Below are 22,490 nucleotides of genomic sequence, written 5' to 3' on the forward strand. Positions count from 1 at the left end.
TTGGCGGAGGCGGCAGCGAGCGGCCACGGCTTTCCGCGTGCCGCCCGGCTGACCCGGTCGGCGGAATTCCGTGCCGTATTCGGTAACGCACAGCGGTATGCAGATCGCTACTTCACGATCCTGGTCAGCAATGGCAGTGTGTCCCATGCTCGGCTCGGACTGGCGGTATCCCGCCGGGCTGCGCCCCGGGCGGTTGACCGGAATCGACTCAAGCGGCTGATTCGAGAGACATTCCGTCAGCAGCGGCCCGGCCTGCCGGCAGTCGACGTGGTCGTCATGGTGCGGCCCATCGCCTGTCACACGGAAAACGCTAAACTGGCGGCCGCGCTCGACAGACTCTGGCAACGGATATCCCGCTCATGCGAAGCATCCTGATCGCCTTCCTACGCGTCTATCGCTATTGCATCAGTCCGTTGTTCGGGCCCTGCTGTCGTTTTCACCCCACCTGCTCGTGCTATGCCATCGAGGCCGTCGAGCGCCATGGTGCGCTTCGGGGCGGGTATTACGCCGTCCGGCGCATCCTGCGCTGCCATCCCTTTCATCCCGGCGGGCTCGATCCGGTCCCGGGAAGCGAAACCGTGAGTCGCCACCGATGATGGATAACCAACGCCTTTTCCTGCTGGTCGCCCTGGCTCTGGTCATGCTGCTCATCTGGACGACCTGGCAGCAGGATTACGGCCCGGCGCCGGCTACCCAGACCGCTGCCGAGACGCCGGTGGAGAGCGCGCCGCCGGCGACCGGGACCGCCCCGACAACGGATACCACGCCGCAGGCCGCCGCACCGGAGCGCGAACCGGGCCGTGACGGGGACGCCAGCGCCTTTACCGACGCCGATGTTGTCCACGTCCAGACCGATCTGTTCGAGATCGCCATTCCCCTGCAGGGCGGTAACATCCGCGGGGCCCGTCTGCGCCAGTACACCGTCTCCGAAGATGATCCGGCGCTGTTCCGCCTCCTGCGACCCGCCGATCCGCTCTTCGTCGCACAGAGCGGGATGGTGGCCGACGGTGGCGCGGCGCCCGATCACAACGCCCGCTGGCAGGCGGCCGCCGAGCAGTACACGCTTGATGCGGGCCAGGATGTACTGGAAGTGCCGATCCGCTGGCAGAGTCCGGACGGCGTCACGGTGACCCGGCGTTACGTGTTCGAGCGTGACAGCTATGTGGTCCGTGTGGTCCAGGAAGTGGAAAACGCCTCCGCCAGTGATTGGCGGGCCTACCAGTACAGCCAGCTCCGTCGCACGCCACAGACGGAAGGGCCGGGATTCCTCGGTGCGGCGAGTTACACCGGTGGCGTGATCTACAGCCCGTCGGAGAAATACGAGAAAGTCAGTTTCGGTGACATGGAGGATGAAAATCTCTCCCGGGATATCACCGACGGCTGGCTGGCGATGATCCAGCACTACTTCCTTGCCGCATGGGTCCCGCCACGCGAGGAGAACCTCCGGTATTACAGCCGGGTGGATGACGGGGAGTACGTCCTGGGCCAGAGTTCGCCCTGGCAGACGGTCGCCGCAGGGGAGACCGGTCGTTTCGAGAACCGCCTTTTCGTGGGTCCCAAGGAGCAGGACAGGCTTGCGAAGGTGGCACCGGGACTGGACCTGACGGTCGATTATGGCTGGCTGACGATCATCTCCAAGCCCCTTTTCATCGCCCTGAGCTGGATCCACGACGTGGTGGGCAACTGGGGCTGGTCGATCATCCTCCTGACGTTGGGCATCAAGCTGGTCTTCTACAAGCTCTCCGAGACCAGTTATCGCTCCATGGCGCGGATGCGCAAGTTGCAGCCGGAGATGCAGAAGCTCCGCGAGCGTTATGGCGATGACAAGCAGCAGATGAATCAGGAGCTGATGCAGCTCTACAAGAAGGAGAAGGTCAATCCGCTCGGCGGCTGTCTCCCGATACTCATCCAGATCCCGGTGTTCATCGCCCTTTACTGGGTGCTGCTGGAGAGTGTCGAGCTGCGCCAGGCGCCCTGGATACTGTGGATCAAGGATCTCTCCGTGCGTGATCCGTATTTCGTGCTGCCGCTGCTGATGGGGGCGACGATGTTCCTCCAGCAGAAGCTCAATCCGGCACCGATGGATCCCATACAGCAGAAGATCATGATGGGGCTGCCCTTCATCTTCACCGTTTTCTTCATGTTCTTCCCGGCGGGTCTGGTGCTTTACTGGGTGACCAACAACAGCCTCTCGATCCTGCAGCAGTGGATCATCACCCGGCGAATTGAGGCCGGCGACAAGAAGGCGGATGCCTGAGGCGACCATCTGTGCCGTCGCGACGCCACCCGGTCGCGGCGGTATCGGGGTGATCCGCCTCTCGGGGCCGGATACCGCGGAGATCGCCGAAGCGGTGGCTGGTCCCCTGCCACCGGCCCGTGAAGCCGCCTGGCGTCGTTTCCGTGGCCCCGACGGAGAGACGCTGGACGAAGGGCTGTTGCTCTGGTTCCCGGGGCCGCGATCGTTTACCGGTGAGGATGTCGCCGAGTTCCAGGGGCATGGCGGTCCGATCGTCATGGATCGGCTGCTTCAGCGCCTGCTCCGGCTGGGCGCGATACTGGCCGGACCCGGTGAATTCAGCCAGCGGGCCTTTCTCAATGGCCGCATGGACCTGACCCGTGCCGAGGCCATCGCCGATCTGATTGAGGCCGGCAGCGAGGCCGCGGCCCGGGCCGCGGTCCGGTCACTGCAGGGTGAGTTTGCCCGCACCGTCGACCAGCTGATCGATCGTCTGACGGCGCTGCGCGTCCATCTCGAAGCCGGGATCGATTTCGCTGAGGAGCCACTGGAGGGTCTGGCCCTGGATGAGCTGAGCCGCCAGATCGAGGCGTTGGATGCCGATCTGGCCGAGACCCGGCGTCGGGCCTCCCAGGGCCAGCAGCTACAGGAGGGGTTGACGCTGGTCATTGCCGGCCGACCCAATGCCGGCAAATCCAGTCTGCTCAACGCACTGGCCGGCCGCGACGCCGCGATCGTGACGGAGCTTGCCGGGACGACCCGCGATGTCCTGCATGCCCATCTGCATATCGACGGCATGCCGCTGCGCGTCCTGGATACGGCCGGGCTGCGTGACGGAGGCGACCTCGTCGAGCAGGAGGGCGTGAGACGGGCGCGACAGGCCATGGCGGATGCCGATCGCATCCTGCTGGTCGTGGAGGATAGTGCAGACGGGGATCCGGGCGTTCAGGACGAAATGGAATCCATCCGGCGGGAGTTACCGGCCGATATCCCGGTGACCCCCGTGATCAACAAGATCGATCTCACGCGGCGCCCCGCGGGATCGGATGGCGGGGTGGTGGCGGTCTCCGCGCTTACCGGCGCCGGTTTGGAAACGCTTCGCAGCCATATCCGGGGGCGTCTTGATCTCTCCGATGGAGAGGCCGTTTTCATTGCCCGGCGGCGCCATCTGCAATCGCTGGACCGGGCCGAGGTTTCGCTCACCGAGGCGAGGACGGCGGCTGCTGAGGGAATGGGCGAGGAACTCGTGGCGGAATCCCTGCGTCAGGCGCAGGAGCATCTGGGCGAGATTAGCGGGGCGGTGACAACCGAGGATCTGCTGGGGAAGATCTTCGCCACTTTCTGCATCGGCAAGTGATGGCGCTGGCACCCGTCGCGCCCGCGTGCGCTCAGAGCCAGCCCCGGCGTCGGAAAAACCACAGCGGTCCGAGTCCGGCGGCCACCATCACCGCGATCGCCAGCGGGTAGCCGAGGGGCCAGTCCAGACCGGGCATGAAGCGAAAATTCATGCCATAGATGCCGGCGATCAGCGTGGGCGGCAGAAACATCACCGCCGCGATCGAGAATCCCTTGTTGATCTGATTCTGCCGCACTCCAATGAAGCCGCGTGTGGAGTCCATGAGAAACTGAATGTCCTCGGACTGATAAGCCACATGCGAGGTCAGTGCGTCCACGTCCTGCTGGATGCCGTGGAGTGACGTCTGCTGTTGCACCTGCCCGGCCAGATGTCGCAGGAGAAAAGCGAGGCCCAGGCTGGTGTCGAGCATGCAGAGCCGCATCCTGCCGTTCTCGTCATCGAGGCCGCCGAGACGACGCAGCACCTCGTCCCAGTCCTTCCTGTCCGATTCGTGAATCTCGGTGCGCAATGCCGCCACCTCGCAGTGCATCGCCTCGACAAGGTCGGCATGCGTCTCCACCTTCTCCTCGAACAGGAGGATCGCCAGGTCGGTGGTTGAGGCGATGGCGATCTGCCGGTCCGCCGCCTGCCGTTGCAGGTGATCAATCTCCGCATTGGCTCCATAGCGGATTGTCACCAGCCGATCCTCGCCGATGATGCAGGCCACCGAGGTCATCCGGCGCACGGATCCCTCGGGTATCTGTTCCATGTACAGTGACCGCAGGTGAATACCCGCCTCGTCGATGAAGCAGCGCGTGGAGGGCTCTATCTGCTCGACTTCCTCGCGCGCCGGCACATGGCTCGGCATGATCCCCTCGACGATTGCGCGTTCATGCTCGTCCGGATTGTGGACATCCAGCCAGATGGCCTGTTCGAAAGAGCCGGCCGGTGCCGGCACAAGATGCCCGTCAACGGAGCTGAAAGCGCGGATCATGGCTGAACCATCCGATTTTGGCCCGGGAGTCGGGGACGATATCATCGCCATTCTGACAACCACTATCTGCTGGAATCATGGACCTGAATCAAACGCATGATGTCATCGTGGTCGGTGGCGGCCATGCCGGTACCGAAGCAGCCCATGCGGCTGCCCGCATGGGTGCGCGGACCCTGCTGCTGACGCAGAGCCTCGATACCATTGGCCAGATGAGCTGCAACCCAGCCATCGGCGGTATCGGCAAGGGCCATCTCGTGCGCGAGATCGATGCCATGGGAGGGGTAATGGGCCGCGCCATCGACCGCGCGGGGATCCAGTTCCGTGTGCTCAACCAGCGCAAGGGTCCCGCGGTACGCGCAACACGCGCGCAGGCCGACCGTGCGTTGTACCGGCAGGCGGTGCGCAGCGTGCTCGACGACACGCCCCTGCTGTGTCTTTTCCAGGACACCGTCCAGGATCTGATTGTCGAACAGGGCGAGGTCCGCGGCGTAATCACGGGCATGGGCCTGATGCTTCGTGCCGGTGCGGTGGTCCTGACCGTGGGCACCTTCCTTGGCGGGCGTATCCACATCGGCGATCACAACCGCAGTGGAGGCCGTGCGGGGGACGCACCCTCCATCGCCCTCGCCCAGCGCCTCCGAGAACTGCCGTTGCGGGTTGGGCGTCTGAAGACCGGTACGCCGCCGCGCATCGATGCCAGCAGCATTGATTTTGCCCGGCTGGAGGCCCAGCCAGGCGATGAACCGGCGCCGTATTTCTCGCGCTGGAGCCGCGGCGACGAACACCCGCGGCAGGTGGCCTGCCATGTCACCTATACCAACCCCGCCAGTCACGACATCATTCGTGGCGCATTGCATCGTTCACCGATGTATAGCGGCGGGATCGACGGCGTAGGTCCCCGTTACTGCCCCTCCATTGAAGACAAGGTGGTCCGGTTCGGCGAGCGTGAGGGCCATCAGATCTTTCTGGAGCCTGAGGGGCTGGATACGCGCGAGGTTTATCCCAACGGTATTTCCACCAGCCTGCCTTTCGATGTCCAGATCGCCATGGTGCGGACCATCCACGGGCTGGAAAAGGCCCATGTGACGCGGCCGGGATATGCCATCGAGTATGACTATCTCGATCCCCGCGATCTGCATCCCAGCCTCGAGAGCCTGCATCTGCCCGGTCTGCTCCTCGCGGGCCAGATCAATGGGACGACGGGCTACGAGGAGGCGGGCGCCCAGGGGCTGCTCGCGGGCCTCAATGCGGCCGCCCGTGTCCGGGGCCTGGCGCCCTGGGTGCCGCAGCGGCACGAGGCCTATCTGGGTGTACTGGTGGATGATCTGACCACGCGGGGGACCAGCGAGCCCTACCGAATGTTCACCTCTCGGGCCGAGTACCGCCTGCAGCTTCGCGAGGATAACGCCGACCTGCGTCTGATGCCGGTGGCGCGTGACTATGGGCTGATCGGCGATGCCGAGTGGCATGCGTTCGAGGCCTATCGGGAAGCGATCGAGGCGGAGAGCCAGCGGCTGGAGAAGACCCTTATCCGCCCCGATGACCTGGGTATGGACTCCGGTGCCGGCATTCTCGGCAAGCCCCTGCGCCGGGAGCAGACCCTCATGACGCTGCTCAAGCGGCCGGAGGTCGACTATCCGACCCTGATGACACTGCCCGGCGCCGGACCGGGAGTGACAGAAACGGCGGTATCCCGGCAGGTGGAGATCAGAGCCCGGTATGCGGGCTATCTCCAGCGTCAGGCCGATCAGGTCGAGAAACAGATGCGCCATGAGCACCTCCCGTTGCCGGTGGACATGGATTACCGGGCCGTGGCGGGCCTGTCGGCGGAGGTCAGCGAGAAGCTCTCCAGTCATCGCCCGGCGACCCTGGGGCAGGCGTCACGCATCCCGGGTATGACACCGGCTGCGGTGTCACTGCTTCTGGTCCATCTGCGCCGGGGTGATACCCGCCGGAGCGCCTGAGTGGGCGGCAGCATGCAGATCGGCGAGGATGAACTGCGTCGCGGGATGCAGACGCTGGGTATCGATGATGCGATGGCGCCCGCCCTGCTCGCCTACCGCGACCTGCTGGTCCGCTGGAATCGGGTCTACAACCTTTCAGCGGTTCGTGAGCCGGTTGCGATGGTCCCGCGCCATCTCCTCGACAGCCTGTCGGTGCTGCCGTGGTTACCGTCTGGTGCCCTGCTGGATGTCGGCACCGGGGCCGGCCTGCCGGGTATTCCCATCGCCCTGGCGCAACCGGATCGATCCGTCACCCTGCTGGAGAGCAATGGCAAGAAGGTGCGTTTCATCCGCCAGGCCTGCCTGGAGCTCGGTCTGGACAATGTCGTGATCGCGGCGGCGCGCCTGGAGTCCTTCACGCCCGCCGAGCCCTTTGACGGGATCATCTGCCGTGCATTCACGGATGCAGCGGGCTTCTGGCAAGGCGTGGTCCGGCTGCTGGCGCCAGGGGGCAAGGCCCTGGCCATGAAAGGTCGGCGGGAGACGGAGGAATTGGCGGCGCTCGATCAAGCCGGCGTATCATGCCGGTGGCAGCCGCTCGTTGTTCCCGGACTTGATGCAGAGCGCCATTTGCTCATCATGAAAGGGCAGAAACCCGTCACAGGATGATTCCATGACCCAGACACTGGCCGTCGCCAACCAGAAGGGCGGAGTCGGCAAGACCACCACCTGCGTGAATCTGGCCGCGTCGCTGGTCAGCAATGGCCGCCGTGTTCTCCTCGTCGACCTCGACCCGCAGGGTAACGCCACGGTGGGCGCGGGGATCGACAAGGATACCGTCGAAGCGAGCAATTATGAGTTGCTGATGGGCGAGGCGACGCCGGAGGCGGTTCGATATGTGCGGACCGGCGGCGGTTTTGACGTGCTGCCTGCCAATGGCGATCTCACTGCCGCGGAGATCGGCCTCATGGAGGCTGGCGAGGGACGCGAAAAGCGGCTGCAGGAGGCATTGTCCACCCTTCGGGCGGACTATGACCACATTCTCATCGACTGTCCGCCATCACTGAACCTGCTCACGATCAATGCCTTCGTGGCCGCGGATCGGGTGCTCATCCCGATTCAATGCGAGTACTACGCTCTCGAGGGGCTGACCGCCCTGCTCAATACGATTCATCGGGTCCAGCAGACGGTGAATCCGGCCCTTGAGATCGAGGGCCTGGTGCGCACGATGTTCGACGGGCGCAACAATCTTTCCAACCAGGTGGGTGCACAGCTGCTGGCCCACTTCCCGGGTCAGGTCTACAGGACCCAGATCCCGCGCAATGTGCGCCTTGCCGAAGCGCCCAGTCACGGGCTCCCGGTTCTACAGTATGATCGGGCGTCACGGGGTGCCGTAGCCTATCTTGCGCTGGCATCGGAGTTGCTGCGCAGGCAGCAGGGTGCGCGGCCTGATGCAGGAGGGTTGAAATGAGCAATCGACGCCGGGGACTCGGGCGCGGTCTCGATGCCCTGCTGGGCGAGGCGGGCGGCGACGCATCAGAGTCGATGGCCGAGGGCCTGCGCGATCTGCCGCTGGAGCAGCTCGAGAGTGGCCGCTATCAGCCGCGACGGGAGTTCGATCCCGCCGCGCTGCAGGAGCTCGCGCGCTCAATCCGCTCGCAGGGGGTGGTCCAGCCGATTGTGGTGCGGCCCCTGCCGGGTGGCGAGCGCTATGAAATCGTCGCCGGTGAACGTCGCTGGCGGGCGGCGCAGTTGGCGGAGCTCGAACAGATTCCGGCCATCGTCCGTGACATCCCCGACGAGATGGCGGTCGCGGTCGCCCTGATCGAGAACATCCAGCGGGAAGATCTCAACCCGCTCGAAGAGGCCAGCGCATTGAAACGGCTGACCGAGGAATTCGGCATGACCCACCAGGCCGTTGCTGACGCGGTCGGCCGGTCCCGTGTGAGTGTCTCCAACCTGCTGCGCCTGCTCGAGCTGGCGCCGGCGGTGAAAACCCACATCGCCAATGGCGAGCTGGAGATGGGCCATGCCCGTGCGCTGCTGGCACTCGAGCCGATCGCCCAGGCGGAGGCGGCGGCGCGGGTCGTCGCCCGGGGACTCACGGTCAGGCAGACCGAGGCGCTGGTCCGGCAGATGCTGGAAGGGGGGAATGAAGCGGCTGACCAGCCGGCGATCGACCCCAACATCCGCCGTCTGCAGGCGGATCTCGCGGATCGTCTCGGGGCGAATGTGCGCATTGAACATGGTCAGCGGGGCAAGGGTCGGCTCGTGATCCGCTACAACAGCCTCGACGAGCTGGACGGCATTCTTGAGCATATCCGTTGAAGCTTATGGCCGACTTCATTATACTCCGCGCAATTTTGCGGACACCTGTCGGGGCGTCATGACGCTTGTAAGCGTGGCTCGACGGGTGATCTGGCTGCAGATGGCGATCGGGCTGACTGCAGCCGGAGTCTGGACATTGACGAACGGGGTTCAGGCAGGCCTCGCGGCAGTGTCCGGGACTGGCATCAGCGTGTTCATGACGTTTTACGTCGCATTGCGCTGGTCGCTCAGAAGTGCGGCGGAGAGCGAACCCAGAGCCATACTGGGGGCCTTCTACCGCGCCCAGATGATGAAGCTGCTGCTCGGGACGGTGCTGATCTTCGCCGCCGTCTATGCCTTCCGGGAGGAAGCGGGCGCACTGGTGATCACGCTGGCCCTGACCCTGGCCGCTTACGGCCTGGTGTTGCTGGGCGATATAGACTGAATGCGGACGGCACGGGACAAAAACGGATATGGCAAGCGGTTCAGCAACGGAATACGTCGTCCATCACCTCGAGCATCTCGCGGTCGGAGACGGTTTCTGGACGTTCCACATCGACACGCTGGTCGTGTCCTGGGTGCTGGGCCTGATCTTCTTCGGTGTCTTCTACTCCGTCGCCCGTAAGGCCAGTACCGACGCGCCCAGTGGAATACAGACCTTCATAGAGACCTGTGTCGAATTCATCGACAACCAGGTCAGCGAGAGCTTCCACGGCCCCAAGGATTTTGTCGCTCCGCTGGCGCTGACGATCTTCGTGTGGGTGCTGCTCTGGAATCTGATGGACCTCATCCCGGTGGATCTCTTCCCGGAGATCATGAAGCTGTTCGGGGTCGAATACGTCCGAATCCTGCCCTCAGCGGACATGAACGCGACGTTTGGTCTGTCCTTCAGCGTGCTGATCCTGATCATCATCTACAGCGTCAAGGGTAAGGGCGCCAAGGGCTTCGGCAAGGAGCTGTTCTGCCATCCGTTCGGGTCCCATCCCCTGCTCTGGCCGGCCAACCTGCTGCTCAACATCGTCGAGCTGATCGCCAAGCCGGTATCGCTGGGCATGCGGCTTTTCGGCAACCTCTACGCGGCCGAAATAATCTTTATTCTCATCGCGCTGCTGCCCATCTGGGCGCAGTGGATGCCGGGTGTTGCCTGGGCGGTCTTCCATATTCTGGTGATCCCCCTGCAGGCATTCATATTCATGGTGCTCACGATCGTGTATCTGAGCCTGGCTTATGAGGAACACTGATCGGCCGATCTGAAGTCGACCGATCGAGCGTAATCAACCCTTAAACGACCCCTTATTGGAGGAACCATGGAAGCTATCGCCCAGGTCCAGGCGTTTACCGCCATCACCATCGGACTGATCTTCGCCTTCGCGGCTGTCGGCACCAGCATCGGCTTCGGCATGCTGGGCGGCAAGTTTCTCGAGGGCATCGCGCGCCAGCCCGAAGTGGCCGGTGTCCTGCAGGTCCGCATGTTCATCGTCGCCGGTCTGCTCGACGCCCTGTCCATCATCGGCGTGGCCTTCGCGGCGCTTCTGATGTTCGCCAACCCGCTGCTCGGCGCGCTGGGCTGAACCAATCGGACGAAGCGACATTCTGCCAACCGGCAGTCATCGGAGAGTAGACCGTGGGCATTAACGCAACGCTATTCGGACAGATGATCACCTTCCTGGTGTTCATTCTGCTCACCATGAAGTTCGTCTGGCCGCCCATCAAGCAGGCCATGAGCGAACGCGAGAAGCGTATCGCGGACGGTCTGGCTTCCGCCGAACGCAGCCAGCACGAGCTGGAACTTGCCAAGGAGCGGGCCGCCGAGCATATCCGCGAGGCCAAGGCGCAGGCAGCGGACATCATTGAGAAGGCCAACCGTCAGGGGGCCAATATCGTCGATGAGGCCCGTCAGGAGGCCCGCGTCGTCGCGGATCGTGAGAAAGCCGCCGCTGAGGCGCGGATCGAACAGGAGGTCAGCCAGGCGCGGACCGAGCTGCGCCGCAACGTCTCGGAGCTGGCCATTCTCGGCGCAAGCCGCATTCTCGAGCGGGAGGTGGACGCCAAGGCCCATCAGAAGATGCTCGACGAGCTGGCCGACCAGGTCTGAGGCAGTAGGAATATGGCGCAGGAAACCACCGTTGCCCGTCCCTATGCCGAGGCCGCTTTCGAGCTGGCTCGCGAGGCCGAAGTGCTGGCCGGCTGGGCGGATGGTCTCGCGCTCGCCGCGACGGTTGTCGCCGACGAGCGGGTGGACGCCGTGCTTGGCAATCCGCGGGTTGACGATGAGCGGAAGGCCGGGCTGATCCTGGAAGTCTGCGGTGATGCGCTTGATCTGCAGCAGCGGAATTTCATCCGCCTGCTGGTCAATCGCGACCGGATCACGCTACTTCCCGAGATCCGCCAGCAGTTTGACCTTCTGCGTGCCGATCATGAGAAAACGCTCCGTGCCGAGCTCATTACCGCGCAACCGGTGGATGACACCGTGCGGGACCGATTGGCACGGGCGCTGTCGGATCGGCTTGAGCGTGAAGTCACCCTGGAGATCCGTCTCGACGAATCGCTCATCGGCGGCGCGGTCGTCCGCGCCGGCGACCTGGTCATCGATGGTTCGGTGCGCGGCCGGCTGGCCCGGCTGACCGGCGCCCTTAGCCGCTAAGAGGACAGATTAGATGCAACTTAATCCCACGGAAATCAGCGACCTGATCAAGCAGCGCATCGAGAACTTCGAAGCGGTGGCAGAGGCCCGCAACGAGGGCACGGTCGTCAGCGTCACCGATGGCATCGTGCGTATTCACGGCCTCAGCGACGTCATGCAGGGCGAGATGCTGGAGTTCCCCGGTGACACCTTTGGAATGGCGCTCAACCTGGAGCGTGATTCGGTCGGCGCCGTGGTGCTGGGCGATTATTCACACCTCAGCGAAGGTGATGCCGTTCGCACCACCGGCCGCATCCTCGAGGTGCCGATCGGCGAAGGCCTGCTGGGCCGCGTGGTCAACGCCCTGGGCGAGCCGATCGACGGCAAGGGTGCGGTGTCGGCGGACGCCACAGCGCCGGTCGAAAAGGTGGCGCCGGGCGTGATCGCCCGTCAGTCGGTTGATCAGCCGGTCCAGACCGGTCTCAAGGCCATCGACTCCATGGTTCCGGTGGGCCGCGGGCAGCGTGAGCTCATCATCGGTGACCGCCAGACCGGTAAGACCGCGGTCGCGATCGATGCGATCATCAATCAGAAAGGCACTGGCATTAAGTGCATCTACGTGGCGGTGGGCCAGAAGGCATCCTCCATCGCGAACGTCGTGCGCAAGCTCGAAGAGTACGGTGCGCTGGAGCACACCATCGTGGTGGCTGCGTCGGCCGCGGAGTCGGCCGCGCTTCAGTTCATCGCGCCTTATGCCGGCTGCACGATGGGCGAGTTCTTCCGCGATCGCGGCGAGGACGCCCTGATCATCTACGACGATCTCTCTAAACAGGCGGTCGCCTATCGCCAGGTCTCCCTGCTGCTGCGCCGCCCACCGGGCCGCGAGGCATTCCCGGGCGACGTCTTCTACCTCCACTCGCGGCTGCTCGAGCGCGCGGCCCGTATCAATGAGGCGGAGGTCGAGCGTCTGACCAATGGCGAGGTCAAGGGCAAGACGGGATCGCTGACGGCGCTGCCGATCATCGAAACCCAGGCCGGCGACGTTTCCGCCTTCGTGCCGACCAACGTGATCTCCATCACCGATGGCCAGATCTACCTGGAGACGGACCTGTTCAACGCGGGTGTCCGGCCGGCGATCAATGCGGGTCTCTCGGTGTCGCGTGTTGGCGGCTCGGCACAGACCAAGATCGTCAAGAAGCTCGGCGGCGGTATCCGCCTCGCCCTGGCGCAGTATCGTGAGCTGGCCGCATTCGCGCAGTTCGCATCGGATCTCGACGAGTCGACCCGGAAGCAGCTGGAGCGTGGCCAGCGCGCCATGGAGATCCTCAAGCAGGGTCAGTATGCGCCGCTGTCCGTCGCCTTCATGGCCATCTCGCTCTACGCCCTGAACGAAGGCTACCTCGACGAGCTCGACCTCAAGAAGGTCGGTGATTTCGAGGCGGCTCTGCATCAGTACATGGCCAACAACTACGCCGACCTGGTCAAGCAGATCAACGACACCGGCGATTACAGCGATGACATCCAGGCCCAGCTCAAGAAGGCGATGGATGACTTCGTGGCGACGGGTACCTGGTAAAGGCAGTTAAGGTAGGAACGGCATGTCCGGCGCAAAGGAAATCCGCACTCAGATAAAGAGTGTGAGCAACACGCAGAAGATCACCACGGCCATGGAGATGGTCGCGGCCTCGAAGATGCGTGGTGCCCAGCAGCGTATGCAGGCTGCCCTGCCCTACGCCGAGAAGATGCGACAGGTCATCGGCCATCTGGCCGAAGCCAATCCCGAGTATCGCCATCCATTTCTCGTCCGGCGTGACGAGGTCAAACGGGTCGGGTACATCATTGTCTCCAGTGATCGCGGCCTCTGTGGCGGGCTGAACAACAACCTGTTCCGGGCCATCATCAAGGAGCTGCGTGATCACGACAATGCCGGTCAGGAAGCGCGACTCTGTACGGTGGGCTCCAAGGCCATCCAGTTCTTCAGCCGCCTGTCCGCGCCCATCGTCGCCGAGGTTTCCCAGCTCGGTGACACGCCGCATCTGCAGGATCTGATCGGTACCCTCAAGGTGATGATGGATCAGTATGCGTCGGGTGACCTGGATCGCGTCGTCATCTGCTACAACCGCTTCGTCAACACGATGACGCAGACGCCGACCATCGAGCAGATCCTGCCCCTGCCGCCCACGGAATCGGAGTCGGTCCGGGAGCGGGCCCACAGCTGGGATTACGTTTACGAACCGTCGGCCGCCGAGGCCCTGGACCTGCTGCTCGAGCGTTACATCGAGTCGCTGGTTTACCAGTCCGTGGTCGAGAACATTGCCTGCGAGCAGGCAGCACGCATGGTGGCGATGAAGGCCGCCTCCGACAACGCCGGCAAGCTGATCGACGACCTGAATCTGGCCTACAACAAGGCCCGTCAGGCGGCGATCACCACCGAGCTTTCGGAGATCGTGGCCGGCGCCGAGGCCGTCTAGCGTGGACGGCCAGCCAAAACCGAATACAACGCTTTCGCGAAGAGGAACCGCGCTATGAGTTCAGGAAAGGTCGTCCAGATCATCGGTGCCGTGGTGGACATCGAGTTCCCCCGCGATTCCGTACCCAAGGTCTATGACGCACTCGAGGTCAAGACCAGGGATCTGGTGCTTGAGGTCCAGCAGCAGATCGGCGACGGAGTCGTTCGCGCCATCGCGATGGGCAGCACCGACGGCCTCCAGCGTGGTGTCGATGTGACCAACACTGGGGCGCCCATCTCGGTACCGGTGGGCGAGAAAACGCTGGGTCGCATCATGAACGTCCTCGGCGAGCCGGTGGACGACGAAGGCGACGTCGGCGCCGAGCAGCACTGGCCGATCCACCGCAAGGCGCCCTCCTACGAGGAGCAGGCGGGTTCCACGGAACTGCTCGAGACCGGCATCAAGGTCATCGATCTCCTCTGCCCCTTCGCCAAGGGCGGCAAGGTCGGCCTGTTCGGCGGCGCCGGTGTCGGCAAGACCGTCAACATGATGGAGCTGATCCGCAACATCGCCATCGAGCATTCCGGTTACTCGGTATTCGCCGGTGTCGGTGAGCGGACCCGGGAAGGCAACGACTTCTATCATGAGATGAAGGAGTCGGACGTGCTCGACAAGGTGGCACTGGTCTACGGCCAGATGAACGAACCGCCGGGTAACCGCCTGCGCGTCGCGCTGACCGGTCTGACCATGGCGGAGTTCTTCCGTGACGAAGGCCGCGACGTGCTGATGTTCATCGACAACATCTACCGCTACACGCTGGCGGGTGTCGAGGTCTCGGCGCTTCTGGGCCGCATGCCCTCAGCAGTGGGTTATCAGCCGACGCTGGCCGAGGAGATGGGCGTCCTGCAGGAGCGCATCACCTCCACGAGCAAGGGCTCGATCACGTCGATCCAGGCGGTCTACGTGCCTGCAGACGACCTCACCGACCCATCTCCGGCGACCACCTTCGCCCATCTGGATGCCACCGTCGTGCTGGCGCGTTCCATCGCCGAGCTGGGTATCTACCCGGCGGTGGACCCGCTCGATTCCACGTCCCGTCAGCTCGACCCTCAGGTCGTCGGTCAGGAGCACTACGACACGGCACAGGATGTCCAGCAGGTCCTGCAGCGCTACAAGGAGCTGCAGGACATCATCGCCATCCTCGGCATGGACGAGCTTTCCGAGGAGGACAAGCTCACCGTGACCCGCGCTCGAAAGATCCAGCGGTTCCTCTCTCAGCCGTTCTTCGTGGCCGAGGTGTTTACCGGCTCGCCGGGTAAGTACGTGTCGCTCAAGGAGACGATCCGCGGATTCCGGGCCATCGTCGATGGTGAGCATGACGACCTGCCGGAACAGGCCTTCTACATGGTCGGCAGCATCGATGAGGCCGTAGAGAAGGCCCGCAACCTTTAAGGGGATGCCCCGATGGCCCTGACAATGCATATCGACATCGTGAGTGCGGAGGAGTCGATTCACTCCGGCACGGCGTCATTCATCCTGGCGCGCGCCACTGAAGGCGAGGTCGGTATCTACGCCCGGCACGTGCCGATGCTCGTCCAGTTGCAGCCGGGCGAGGTCACCGTTCGGGATGAGTTCGGCACCGAGGAGCATTACTACGTATCCGGCGGGACGATGGAAGTCCAGCCACATGTGGTGACGGTGCTTGCCGATGCGGCCACTCGGGCGCACGATATCGACGAAGCCGCGGCGGAACAGGCGCGACGCCGGGCCGAGGAGGCGCTTGCCAATCGCACGGGTGAAATCGACTATGCCCGTGCACAGGCCGAGCTTGTCGAGGCCGCGGCCCAGCTGCGCACGATCCAGAAGCTGCGCAAGACCGCGAACCGGGGCTGATCCTGAGCGGGCAGCCCCGCGCTGCTGCGAAGGAGTCCCATGTCCAGTGAACCCCTCAGTGTCGTTGTCCTCGCCGCCGGCGAGGGCAAACGCATGCGATCCACACGTCCGAAGGTCCTCCAGACGGTGGCAGGGCGCCCCATGCTTGCCCATGTCCTCGATGCCGCCAGCGCGCTGCAGCCCGAGGCGATCCATGTCGTCTACGGTCATGGCGGCGACGCCGTTCAGGCGGCATTCGCCGATCGGTCGCTTGCGTGGGCCCTGCAGTCCGAGCAGCTCGGCACCGGGCATGCCGTCGCCCAGGCCCTGCCGGCGATTCCCGACCATCACCAGATCCTGGTCCTGTGCGCCGACGTGCCGCTGATCCGGCCGTCAACCCTGGAAGCGCTGGTTTCCGAGGCGCATGGAACCCTGTCGCTGCTCACCGTGGTATTGCCGGAGCCCACCGGTTATGGGCGGGTGGTACGTGGCGAAGGCGGTGCCGTCGATGCCATCGTCGAGGAAAAGGATGCGACGCCGGCGCAGCGGGCCATTACCGAGGTCAATACCGGCGTCATGTGTCTGCCCGCCAGCCCGCTTCGGCACTGGCTGGGTGCCCTCGACGCCGGCAACGCCCAGGGCGAGTACTATCTGACCGACTGTATCGCCATGGCCCGCGCCGACGGTTGGCCGGTGCATCCGCTGGTCTGTGCCGATCCCTGGGAAGTGCAGGGGGTCAATGACCGCGCCCAGTTGGCCGCGGTAGAGCGGGCCGCCCAGCACCGTCAGGCGGTGGCCCTGATGCGTGACCAGGGCCTCGGGCTGGCCGACCCGGCGCGCTTTGACCTGCGTGGCGAGCTCACTGTAGGACAGGACTGTTTCATCGATGCCAGCGTCATGATCGAAGGAACGGTCACGCTCGACGATGATGTGCATGTCGGCCCCTTTACCCGTCTCTGCGACTGTCACATCCAGTCGGGTACCCGCGTACTCGCCCACTGTGATGTCGAAGGCAGTGAAATTGGGCATGACTGTCGCGTCGGTCCGTTCGCGCGGCTCCGGCCGGGAACGGCGCTGGCTGAACGGGCCCGGGTGGGCAACTTTGTCGAGACCAAGCAGGCACGGGTCGGCGCCGACAGCAAAATCAACCATCTCTCCTATATCGGAGACAGCCAGTTGGGTGCTGAAGTAAACGTCGGGGCAGGGACCATTACCTGCAACTACGATGGCCGGAAGAAGCATCGCACGCGCATTGGTGACCGCGTTTTCATTGGCTCGAATACGGCCCTGGTGGCGCCGCTTGCCGTGGGCGAGGGGGTGACCATCGGCGCCGGGACAACCGTGCGGGAAGATATCCCCGCTGATACCCTGATGCTGGAGTCCGGGCATCTGCGCCAGATCCCGGGCTGGCGGTCCAGGGGAAAGGACTGATTTGATCAAAGGGGGAAGCCTTCATGTGTGGAATCGTCGGGGCGGTGGCGGAGCGCGATGTCTCGGCCATCCTGCTGGAGGGCTTGCGGCGGCTCGAATACCGGGGCTATGACTCCGCCGGTCTGGCGGTGCGCGGTGATGAGGGTGTCCTCCATCGACATCGCGCGGTCGGCAAGGTCGGTGCGCTTGAAGATGCGCAGGCCGCCCGCCCCCACCACGGCGTCCTGGGCATTGCTCACACCCGCTGGGCAACCCATGGCGCTCCCACCGAGGCTAACGCTCATCCCCATGTTGCCCGCGATGAGGTCGCCATCGTCCACAACGGCATCATCGAGAACCACGAGCCGCTGCGTCGCCAGCTGACCGCCGCCGGCTACCGGTTCGACTCGGAGACCGATACCGAGGCGGTGGTCAATGCCGTCCACGAACGACTCGAGGCCGGGGACGACCTGCTGACGGCGACGCGTTCGGTGATCGCCAGGTTGGACGGCGCCTATGCCCTCGGCGTGATCTCGCGTCATGATCCGGACCGCCTGATTGCGGCGCGTCGGGGCAGCCCCCTGGTGGTGGGCGTGGGTATCGGCGAGCACTTCATCGCGTCGGATGTCGCCGCCCTGCTGCCGGTGACCCGGGACTTCATTTATCTCGAGGAGGGGGATGTCGCCGAGCTCACCCGTGAGGGTGTCCGTATCCTCAATGCCGCGGGCGAGCCGGTGGAGCGGCCCGTGCGGACCACCGAGCTGACCGCCGATGCCGCCGAGCGCGGAGCCTTCCGGCACTTCATGGCCAAGGAAATCCACGAACAGCCGCGAGCGGTGGCGGAGACACTCGAGGGCCGCGTCGCCGAGGCACGGGTTTTGCCCGAGGCTCTGGGGCCAGAGGCCACGCGGCTACTGGGAGAGGCCCGGCGCATCCAGATTGTCGCCTGCGGAACCAGCTATCACGCGGGGCTGGTGGCACGGTACTGGTTCGAGGCCATCGCCGGTCTCCCCTGCGATGTGGAGGTGGCCAGCGAATTCCGCTACCGGCGGCATGTCGTTCCACAGGACACCGTGTTCGTTACCCTGTCCCAGTCCGGCGAGACCGCGGACACGCTGGCTGCACTGCGCGAAGCCCGAACCATGGGCTATCTGGCCACGCTCGCTATCTGCAACGTGCCGGAGAGCTCTCTGGTGCGTGAATCCGATCTGGTCATGATGACCCGCGCCGGGCCTGAAATCGGCGTTGCCTCCACCAAGGCATTCACCACGCAGCTCACCGCGCTGCTTCTGACCGTCATTGCCACCGGGCGCATGCATGGCCTGGAAGCGGCCGAGGAAGCGCGGCTGGTGACCGCGCTTCGCAGCCTGCCCCGGCAGATGGAGGATGTGCTGGCCCTTGAACCCGCGATCGAGGCGATGTCAGAGCAGTTTGTCGATAAGCATCACAGCCTCTTCCTGGGCCGCGGCACTCAGTATCCGATTGCCATGGAAGGTGCGCTCAAGCTCAAGGAAATCTCCTATATCCACGCCGAGGCCTATCCGGCGGGCGAGCTGAAGCATGGCCCGCTGGCTCTCGTGGATGCCGAGATGCCGGTGGTTACGGTGGCCCCCAACGATGACCTGGTGGAAAAGCTCAAATCCAATCTCCAGGAGGTCCGGGCCCGTGGCGGGCGGCTCCATGTGTTCGCCGATGCCGCGGCGGCGCCGGCCGCCGATGCCGACTGCCAGGTCATTACGCTACCGCCGGTGGATGAGGCGGTCGCACCGCTGCTCTACACCGTCCCATTGCAGCTGCTGGCCTACCACGTGGCCGTGCTTAAGGGTACCGACGTCGATCAGCCGCGTAATCTCGCCAAGTCCGTGACGGTGGAATAACCGCGGCACTGGATTTTTCCACCGCTTTCCGTGTCCGACAGAGCAGTGCCACGAAGCGTATTCGGAGGCCTGCATGGAGGCAGCACAAGCGTCGGATCAATCGCCGACCGGAGAGGTCATCGGCGTCCATGGCAGCGTTGTGGACGTCCGATTCGTCGATGCGCTCCCGGAGCGTCTCGAGGCACTGACCGCTGGCGGGGACGATCGCATCGTGCTCGAGGTGCAGCGCCATGTGGACGTGCACGTGGTCCGCTGCATCGCTCTCACCACCACGCGCGGGCTGGCCCGCGGCGACCGTGTCCGGGCAACCGGTGCCGGGCTGCAGACGCCGGTGGGCCGCCAACTCCTGGGCCGGATGCTCAACTGTTTCGGCCGGCCGGTCGATGGCGGCGAGCCCCTCGGGTCTGCGCCCCTCGCACCCATTCATCGGGATCCGGTTGCCCTCGAAGACCGGGTGACCAGTACCGAGATTTTCACCACCGGCATCAAGGCGATCGATCTGCTCTCGCCCCTGGAGCTGGGTGGCAAGGCCGGCCTGTTCGGCGGCGCCGGTGTGGGCAAGACGGTGCTCATTACCGAGCTGATCAATAACATGGTGCGCGACTACGAGGGGGTGAGTCTGTTCTGCGGCATCGGTGAGCGCAGCCGCGAAGCCGAAGAGCTCTACCGTCAGATGCGTGATGCGGGGGTGCTTGAGCAGACCGTCATGCTGTTCGGCCAGATGAACGAGCCACCCGGCGCGCGTTTTCGTGTCGGGCATTCGGCGCTCACGGTCGCCGAGCACTTCCGCGATGTCGAGCGGCAGAGCGTGCTGTTGCTCATCGACAACATCTTCCGCTTCGTCCAGTCGGGGATGGAGGTTTCCGGCCTCATGGGCCGTATTCCCTCGCGGGTGGGCTATCAACCCACGCTGGCCACCGAGCTCGCGGAGCTCGAGGAGCGCATCGCGAGCTCGCGCAGTGCCGCCATCACTTCGGTCCAGGCGGTCTATGTGCCAGCGGATGACATGACCGACCCCTCCGCCACCCACACGTTCTCGCACCTCTCGGCATCGCTGGTGCTCTCCCGGAACCGCGCCAGCCAGGGGCTCTATCCGGCGGTGGATCCGCTCGCCTCCGACTCGAAGATGCTCTCGGCGGACGTGGTGGGCCGTCGTCACGACGAGATCGCCCGGGCGGTGCGCCGAACCCTGTCCGAATACGAGGAACTGAAGGACATCATCGCGATGCTGGGCCTCGAGGAGCTCTCCGCCGATGACCGTGCCACGGTCAGTCGGGCCCGGCGGCTGGAGCGTTTTCTTACGCAGCCATTCTTCACCACCGAGCAGTTCACCGGGATGCAGGGCCGCAGCGTGAGTCTGGAAGATACGCTGTCCGGCTGCGAGCGGATCCTTGACGATGAATTCGCCGACTATGGGGAGCGCGCCTTCTACATGATCGGCGGGATCGACGAGGTCGCGGACGGATGACGGCGGCAACCCTGCATCTGCGGATATTCCTGCCCACCGGCATCCTGCTCGATACCGAGACCAACAGGCTGGTGGCGGAATCCCCCGCGGGCAGCTTCGGTGTACTGCCGCGCCATATCGACGGGGTGGCGATGCTGGCGAGCGGCATTCTCTGCTACGGCTCATGCGGATATGCGGCGGTGGATGGCGGCACGCTGGTGAAATGCGGTGATGAGGTAAGGGTCTCAACGCCGCAGGCCATGCTGGGCGACTCGCTGGAGTCGTTGATCAGCGTGGTGAGCGAGCGTTTCCGGGTCCGGGACGAGGACGAGCGCCTCACCCGCAGCGCGCTGGCGAGGCTGGAGGCTGGAACCCTGCGTCGCCTCCAGGATATGGAGGGCTGGCCCGGATGACCCGCCGTCCCGAGGAAAGTGAACGAGAGCGACGGGAGCAGGATCTGCAGTCGCAGGTGACCCGGCGTGCCAGGCGCCGCCTCGCCGCACGGCGGGCGCGGGATGAGGGGGTCTGGTTCTGGCTGGGCATGTTCGGTCTGGTCGGGTGGTCCATCGCTATCCCCACTGTGATCGGTACTGCCATCGGTCTCTGGCTGGACGGGCGCTTCCCCGGCCAGCCGTCGTGGACCATCACGCTCATGCTGATTGGTGTGGCGCTTGGCTGTCTGATGGCCTGGCGCTGGATGCGGGAGGAACGTGTGGATGACGGCTGAGGGACTGGCTCTGCCATGGCCCGCACTGGCAAGCGGTCTGGTGGTGGGCATGCTGCTGGCCGCGACGTATTTGTGGTTGCTGACGCGCAGCGTACGCAGTCTGGCCCATGCCCGGCATCCGACTCGCCGACTGCTGCTCGGCAGTCTGATCCGGCTGCTCATGGTGGGCGCCGTGTTCGGCGGCATGCTCCACGTCGGCAACGTACCGCAGGCGCTGGCCGCGGTCGTGGGCTTCGTGATGGTGCGCACGGTGGTCGTCCGTTGGCGGATAGCCCGGGAGGCGGCATGACGATCAGTCCTGATCAGATCATTCTCCTCGATCTCGGGTTCTGGGCCCTCAATGCAACCGTCGCGGTGACCTGGGGGATCATGGCGATGCTCACACTGGGCGCCTGGCTGATCACCCGCCGCATTTCGGATGCGACCGAGATCTCCCGCTGGCAGAACCTGCTCGAGGTCCTGGTCAGCGGGTTGCGCGATCAGATCGCCGCAGTCAGTCGTCAGCGGCCGGGCCGCTATCTGCCCTTTGTCGGGACGTTGTTCATCTTCATCCTGGCATCCAATCTGTTGCATCTGGTGCCCGGCCTGATTCCCCCCACCGGGTCCCTCTCCACCACGGTGGCCCTCGCCCTCTGTGTATTCGTGGCGGTGCCGGTGTTCGGTATCGCCCAGGAGGGCGTGGCGGGTTATCTGCGGCAGTACATGCGACCGACGCCGATCATGCTGCCTTTCAATATCATCAGCGAGCTCTCTCGCACAGTGGCGCTGGCCGTGCGGCTTTACGGCAACATCATGAGCGGGACGGTGATCGCGGGCATTCTGCTCAGCCTGGCGCCGTTCATCTTCCCCGTGCTGATGCAGTTGCTGGGGCTCATCACTGGTGTCATCCAGGCGTACATCTTCGCCATTCTGGCCATGGTCTATATCGCATCGGCGAGCAGTGTCCGCCGTGGCCACGAATCGACCAGCCGATCGGAGGAAAACACCAATGGATAGCACCGCCCTCATCGCGATGGTTTCCATCTTTACCGCGGGCATCACGATCGCCATCGGTGCCATCGGCCCCGCCCTGGGTGAAGGCCGGGCGGTGGCGCAGGCACTCTCCGCCATCGCCCAGCAGCCCGATGAGGCCGGCACCATCACGCGGACGCTGTTCGTGGGGCTTGCCATGATCGAATCGACGGCCATCTACTGCTTCGTGGTGGCCATGATCCTGATCTTCGCCAATCCGTTCTGGAATCAGTTGAGTGCCGCCGCCGGGGGCTGAT

At 64.6% G+C, this 22,490-nt stretch carries 26 protein-coding genes; 25 read left to right on the forward strand and 1 reads right to left on the reverse strand.

Going from position 1 to position 22,490, the window contains the following annotated elements; genetic code table 11:
* Genes rnpA through mnmE form a run of 4 tightly spaced genes read left to right on the forward strand, consistent with a single transcriptional unit; the run spans position 1 to position 3,593 of the window.
* Entirely contained in the window at positions 1-375 is a 375-nt protein-coding gene (gene rnpA / locus V6X63_RS05590; RefSeq protein WP_367978368.1) for a ribonuclease P protein component, read from the forward strand.
* Positions 360-596 (forward strand): membrane protein insertion efficiency factor YidD, encoded by a 237-nt coding sequence (gene yidD / locus V6X63_RS05595; RefSeq protein WP_367967677.1) that lies wholly within the window; start codon positions 360-362, stop codon positions 594-596. The genes rnpA and yidD overlap by 16 nt, the downstream gene beginning before the upstream one ends.
* Positions 596-2,257, forward strand: coding sequence for a membrane protein insertase YidC (yidC, locus tag V6X63_RS05600; protein ID WP_408022304.1), 1,662 nt, complete (start codon positions 596-598; stop codon positions 2,255-2,257). Before yidD ends, yidC begins: the two co-directional genes overlap by 1 nt.
* On the forward strand, positions 2,250-3,593 hold the full coding sequence (mnmE, locus tag V6X63_RS05605; protein ID WP_367978370.1) for a tRNA uridine-5-carboxymethylaminomethyl(34) synthesis GTPase MnmE: 1,344 nt from the start codon (positions 2,250-2,252) through the stop codon (positions 3,591-3,593). Before yidC ends, mnmE begins: the two co-directional genes overlap by 8 nt.
* 31 nt (positions 3,594-3,624) lie before the next feature.
* Here the strand turns inward: mnmE and V6X63_RS05610 are convergent, their stop codons facing one another.
* Positions 3,625-4,566, reverse strand: a complete 942-nt coding sequence (locus V6X63_RS05610; RefSeq protein WP_367967682.1) for a CorA family divalent cation transporter — start codon at positions 4,564-4,566, stop codon at positions 3,625-3,627.
* 77 nt (positions 4,567-4,643) lie between these two features.
* On the opposite strand from V6X63_RS05610, the gene mnmG reads away from it, so the two are divergent.
* From mnmG to V6X63_RS05715, 21 genes are all read left to right on the forward strand, one after another.
* Entirely contained in the window at positions 4,644-6,530 is a 1,887-nt protein-coding gene (gene mnmG, locus V6X63_RS05615; protein ID WP_367967683.1) for a tRNA uridine-5-carboxymethylaminomethyl(34) synthesis enzyme MnmG, read from the forward strand.
* Complete coding sequence (gene rsmG / locus V6X63_RS05620; RefSeq protein WP_367967684.1) at positions 6,531-7,178, forward strand: 16S rRNA (guanine(527)-N(7))-methyltransferase RsmG; 648 nt, start codon at positions 6,531-6,533, stop codon at positions 7,176-7,178.
* A 4-nt stretch (positions 7,179-7,182) separates the two neighbouring features.
* The gene (locus V6X63_RS05625; RefSeq protein ID WP_367967686.1) at positions 7,183-7,980 is read left to right on the forward strand and encodes a ParA family protein; all 798 of its coding nucleotides are present in this window, start codon (positions 7,183-7,185) and stop codon (positions 7,978-7,980) included.
* Positions 7,977-8,837 carry a ParB/RepB/Spo0J family partition protein gene (locus tag V6X63_RS05630; protein WP_367967688.1) on the forward strand — a complete coding sequence of 287 codons (861 nt, stop codon included), beginning with the start codon at positions 7,977-7,979 and terminating at the stop codon, positions 8,835-8,837. Before V6X63_RS05625 ends, V6X63_RS05630 begins: the two co-directional genes overlap by 4 nt.
* Before the next feature lie 58 nt (positions 8,838-8,895).
* Positions 8,896-9,261: an ATP synthase subunit I gene (locus V6X63_RS05635; protein ID WP_367967689.1), complete on the forward strand. Its 366-nt coding sequence runs from the start codon at positions 8,896-8,898 to the stop codon at positions 9,259-9,261.
* Positions 9,262-9,289: 28 nt separating this feature from the next.
* Positions 9,290-10,057 (forward strand): F0F1 ATP synthase subunit A, encoded by a 768-nt coding sequence (gene atpB / locus V6X63_RS05640; protein ID WP_367967690.1) that lies wholly within the window; start codon positions 9,290-9,292, stop codon positions 10,055-10,057.
* A 66-nt stretch (positions 10,058-10,123) separates the two neighbouring features.
* Positions 10,124-10,387, forward strand: a complete 264-nt coding sequence (atpE, locus tag V6X63_RS05645; RefSeq protein ID WP_367967692.1) for a F0F1 ATP synthase subunit C — start codon at positions 10,124-10,126, stop codon at positions 10,385-10,387.
* A 53-nt stretch (positions 10,388-10,440) separates the two neighbouring features.
* Complete coding sequence (locus tag V6X63_RS05650) at positions 10,441-10,911, forward strand: F0F1 ATP synthase subunit B (RefSeq protein ID WP_367967694.1); 471 nt, start codon at positions 10,441-10,443, stop codon at positions 10,909-10,911.
* A gap of 12 nt (positions 10,912-10,923) precedes the next feature.
* Positions 10,924-11,460: a F0F1 ATP synthase subunit delta gene (locus V6X63_RS05655; RefSeq protein ID WP_367978371.1), complete on the forward strand. Its 537-nt coding sequence runs from the start codon at positions 10,924-10,926 to the stop codon at positions 11,458-11,460.
* Between the two features lie 13 nt (positions 11,461-11,473).
* Positions 11,474-13,015, forward strand: a complete 1,542-nt coding sequence (gene atpA / locus V6X63_RS05660; RefSeq protein WP_367978372.1) for a F0F1 ATP synthase subunit alpha — start codon at positions 11,474-11,476, stop codon at positions 13,013-13,015.
* A gap of 22 nt (positions 13,016-13,037) precedes the next feature.
* The gene (atpG, locus tag V6X63_RS05665; RefSeq protein ID WP_367967697.1) at positions 13,038-13,910 is read left to right on the forward strand and encodes a F0F1 ATP synthase subunit gamma; all 873 of its coding nucleotides are present in this window, start codon (positions 13,038-13,040) and stop codon (positions 13,908-13,910) included.
* A 54-nt stretch (positions 13,911-13,964) separates the two neighbouring features.
* Positions 13,965-15,341 carry a F0F1 ATP synthase subunit beta gene (gene atpD, locus V6X63_RS05670; protein WP_367967698.1) on the forward strand — a complete coding sequence of 459 codons (1,377 nt, stop codon included), beginning with the start codon at positions 13,965-13,967 and terminating at the stop codon, positions 15,339-15,341.
* A gap of 12 nt (positions 15,342-15,353) precedes the next feature.
* Positions 15,354-15,782 (forward strand): F0F1 ATP synthase subunit epsilon, encoded by a 429-nt coding sequence (locus V6X63_RS05675; protein WP_367967700.1) that lies wholly within the window; start codon positions 15,354-15,356, stop codon positions 15,780-15,782.
* A 39-nt stretch (positions 15,783-15,821) separates the two neighbouring features.
* A complete protein-coding gene (gene glmU, locus V6X63_RS05680) occupies positions 15,822-17,192 on the forward strand; it encodes a bifunctional UDP-N-acetylglucosamine diphosphorylase/glucosamine-1-phosphate N-acetyltransferase GlmU (protein WP_367978373.1) in 1,371 nt (456 codons plus the stop codon).
* Between the two features lie 23 nt (positions 17,193-17,215).
* Positions 17,216-19,048, forward strand: a complete 1,833-nt coding sequence (gene glmS, locus V6X63_RS05685; protein WP_367978374.1) for a glutamine--fructose-6-phosphate transaminase (isomerizing) — start codon at positions 17,216-17,218, stop codon at positions 19,046-19,048.
* A gap of 73 nt (positions 19,049-19,121) precedes the next feature.
* Entirely contained in the window at positions 19,122-20,516 is a 1,395-nt protein-coding gene (gene atpD / locus V6X63_RS05690; RefSeq protein WP_367978375.1) for a F0F1 ATP synthase subunit beta, read from the forward strand.
* Positions 20,513-20,908: a F0F1 ATP synthase subunit epsilon gene (locus tag V6X63_RS05695; protein ID WP_367978376.1), complete on the forward strand. Its 396-nt coding sequence runs from the start codon at positions 20,513-20,515 to the stop codon at positions 20,906-20,908. Before atpD (V6X63_RS05690) ends, V6X63_RS05695 begins: the two co-directional genes overlap by 4 nt.
* Positions 20,905-21,222, forward strand: a complete 318-nt coding sequence (locus V6X63_RS05700; protein WP_367967706.1) for an AtpZ/AtpI family protein — start codon at positions 20,905-20,907, stop codon at positions 21,220-21,222. The genes V6X63_RS05695 and V6X63_RS05700 overlap by 4 nt, the downstream gene beginning before the upstream one ends.
* Positions 21,212-21,511, forward strand: a complete 300-nt coding sequence (locus V6X63_RS05705; protein ID WP_367978377.1) for an N-ATPase subunit AtpR — start codon at positions 21,212-21,214, stop codon at positions 21,509-21,511. Before V6X63_RS05700 ends, V6X63_RS05705 begins: the two co-directional genes overlap by 11 nt.
* A complete protein-coding gene (locus tag V6X63_RS05710; protein WP_367967709.1) occupies positions 21,508-22,218 on the forward strand; it encodes a F0F1 ATP synthase subunit A in 711 nt (236 codons plus the stop codon). The genes V6X63_RS05705 and V6X63_RS05710 overlap by 4 nt, the downstream gene beginning before the upstream one ends.
* Positions 22,211-22,489, forward strand: coding sequence for a F0F1 ATP synthase subunit C (locus V6X63_RS05715; protein WP_367967710.1), 279 nt, complete (start codon positions 22,211-22,213; stop codon positions 22,487-22,489). The genes V6X63_RS05710 and V6X63_RS05715 overlap by 8 nt, the downstream gene beginning before the upstream one ends.
* Position 22,490 lies beyond the last annotated feature (1 nt).

It is taken from the genome of Spiribacter onubensis (assembly GCF_040838425.1).
GTDB lineage: Bacteria > Pseudomonadota > Gammaproteobacteria > Nitrococcales > Nitrococcaceae > Spiribacter > Spiribacter onubensis.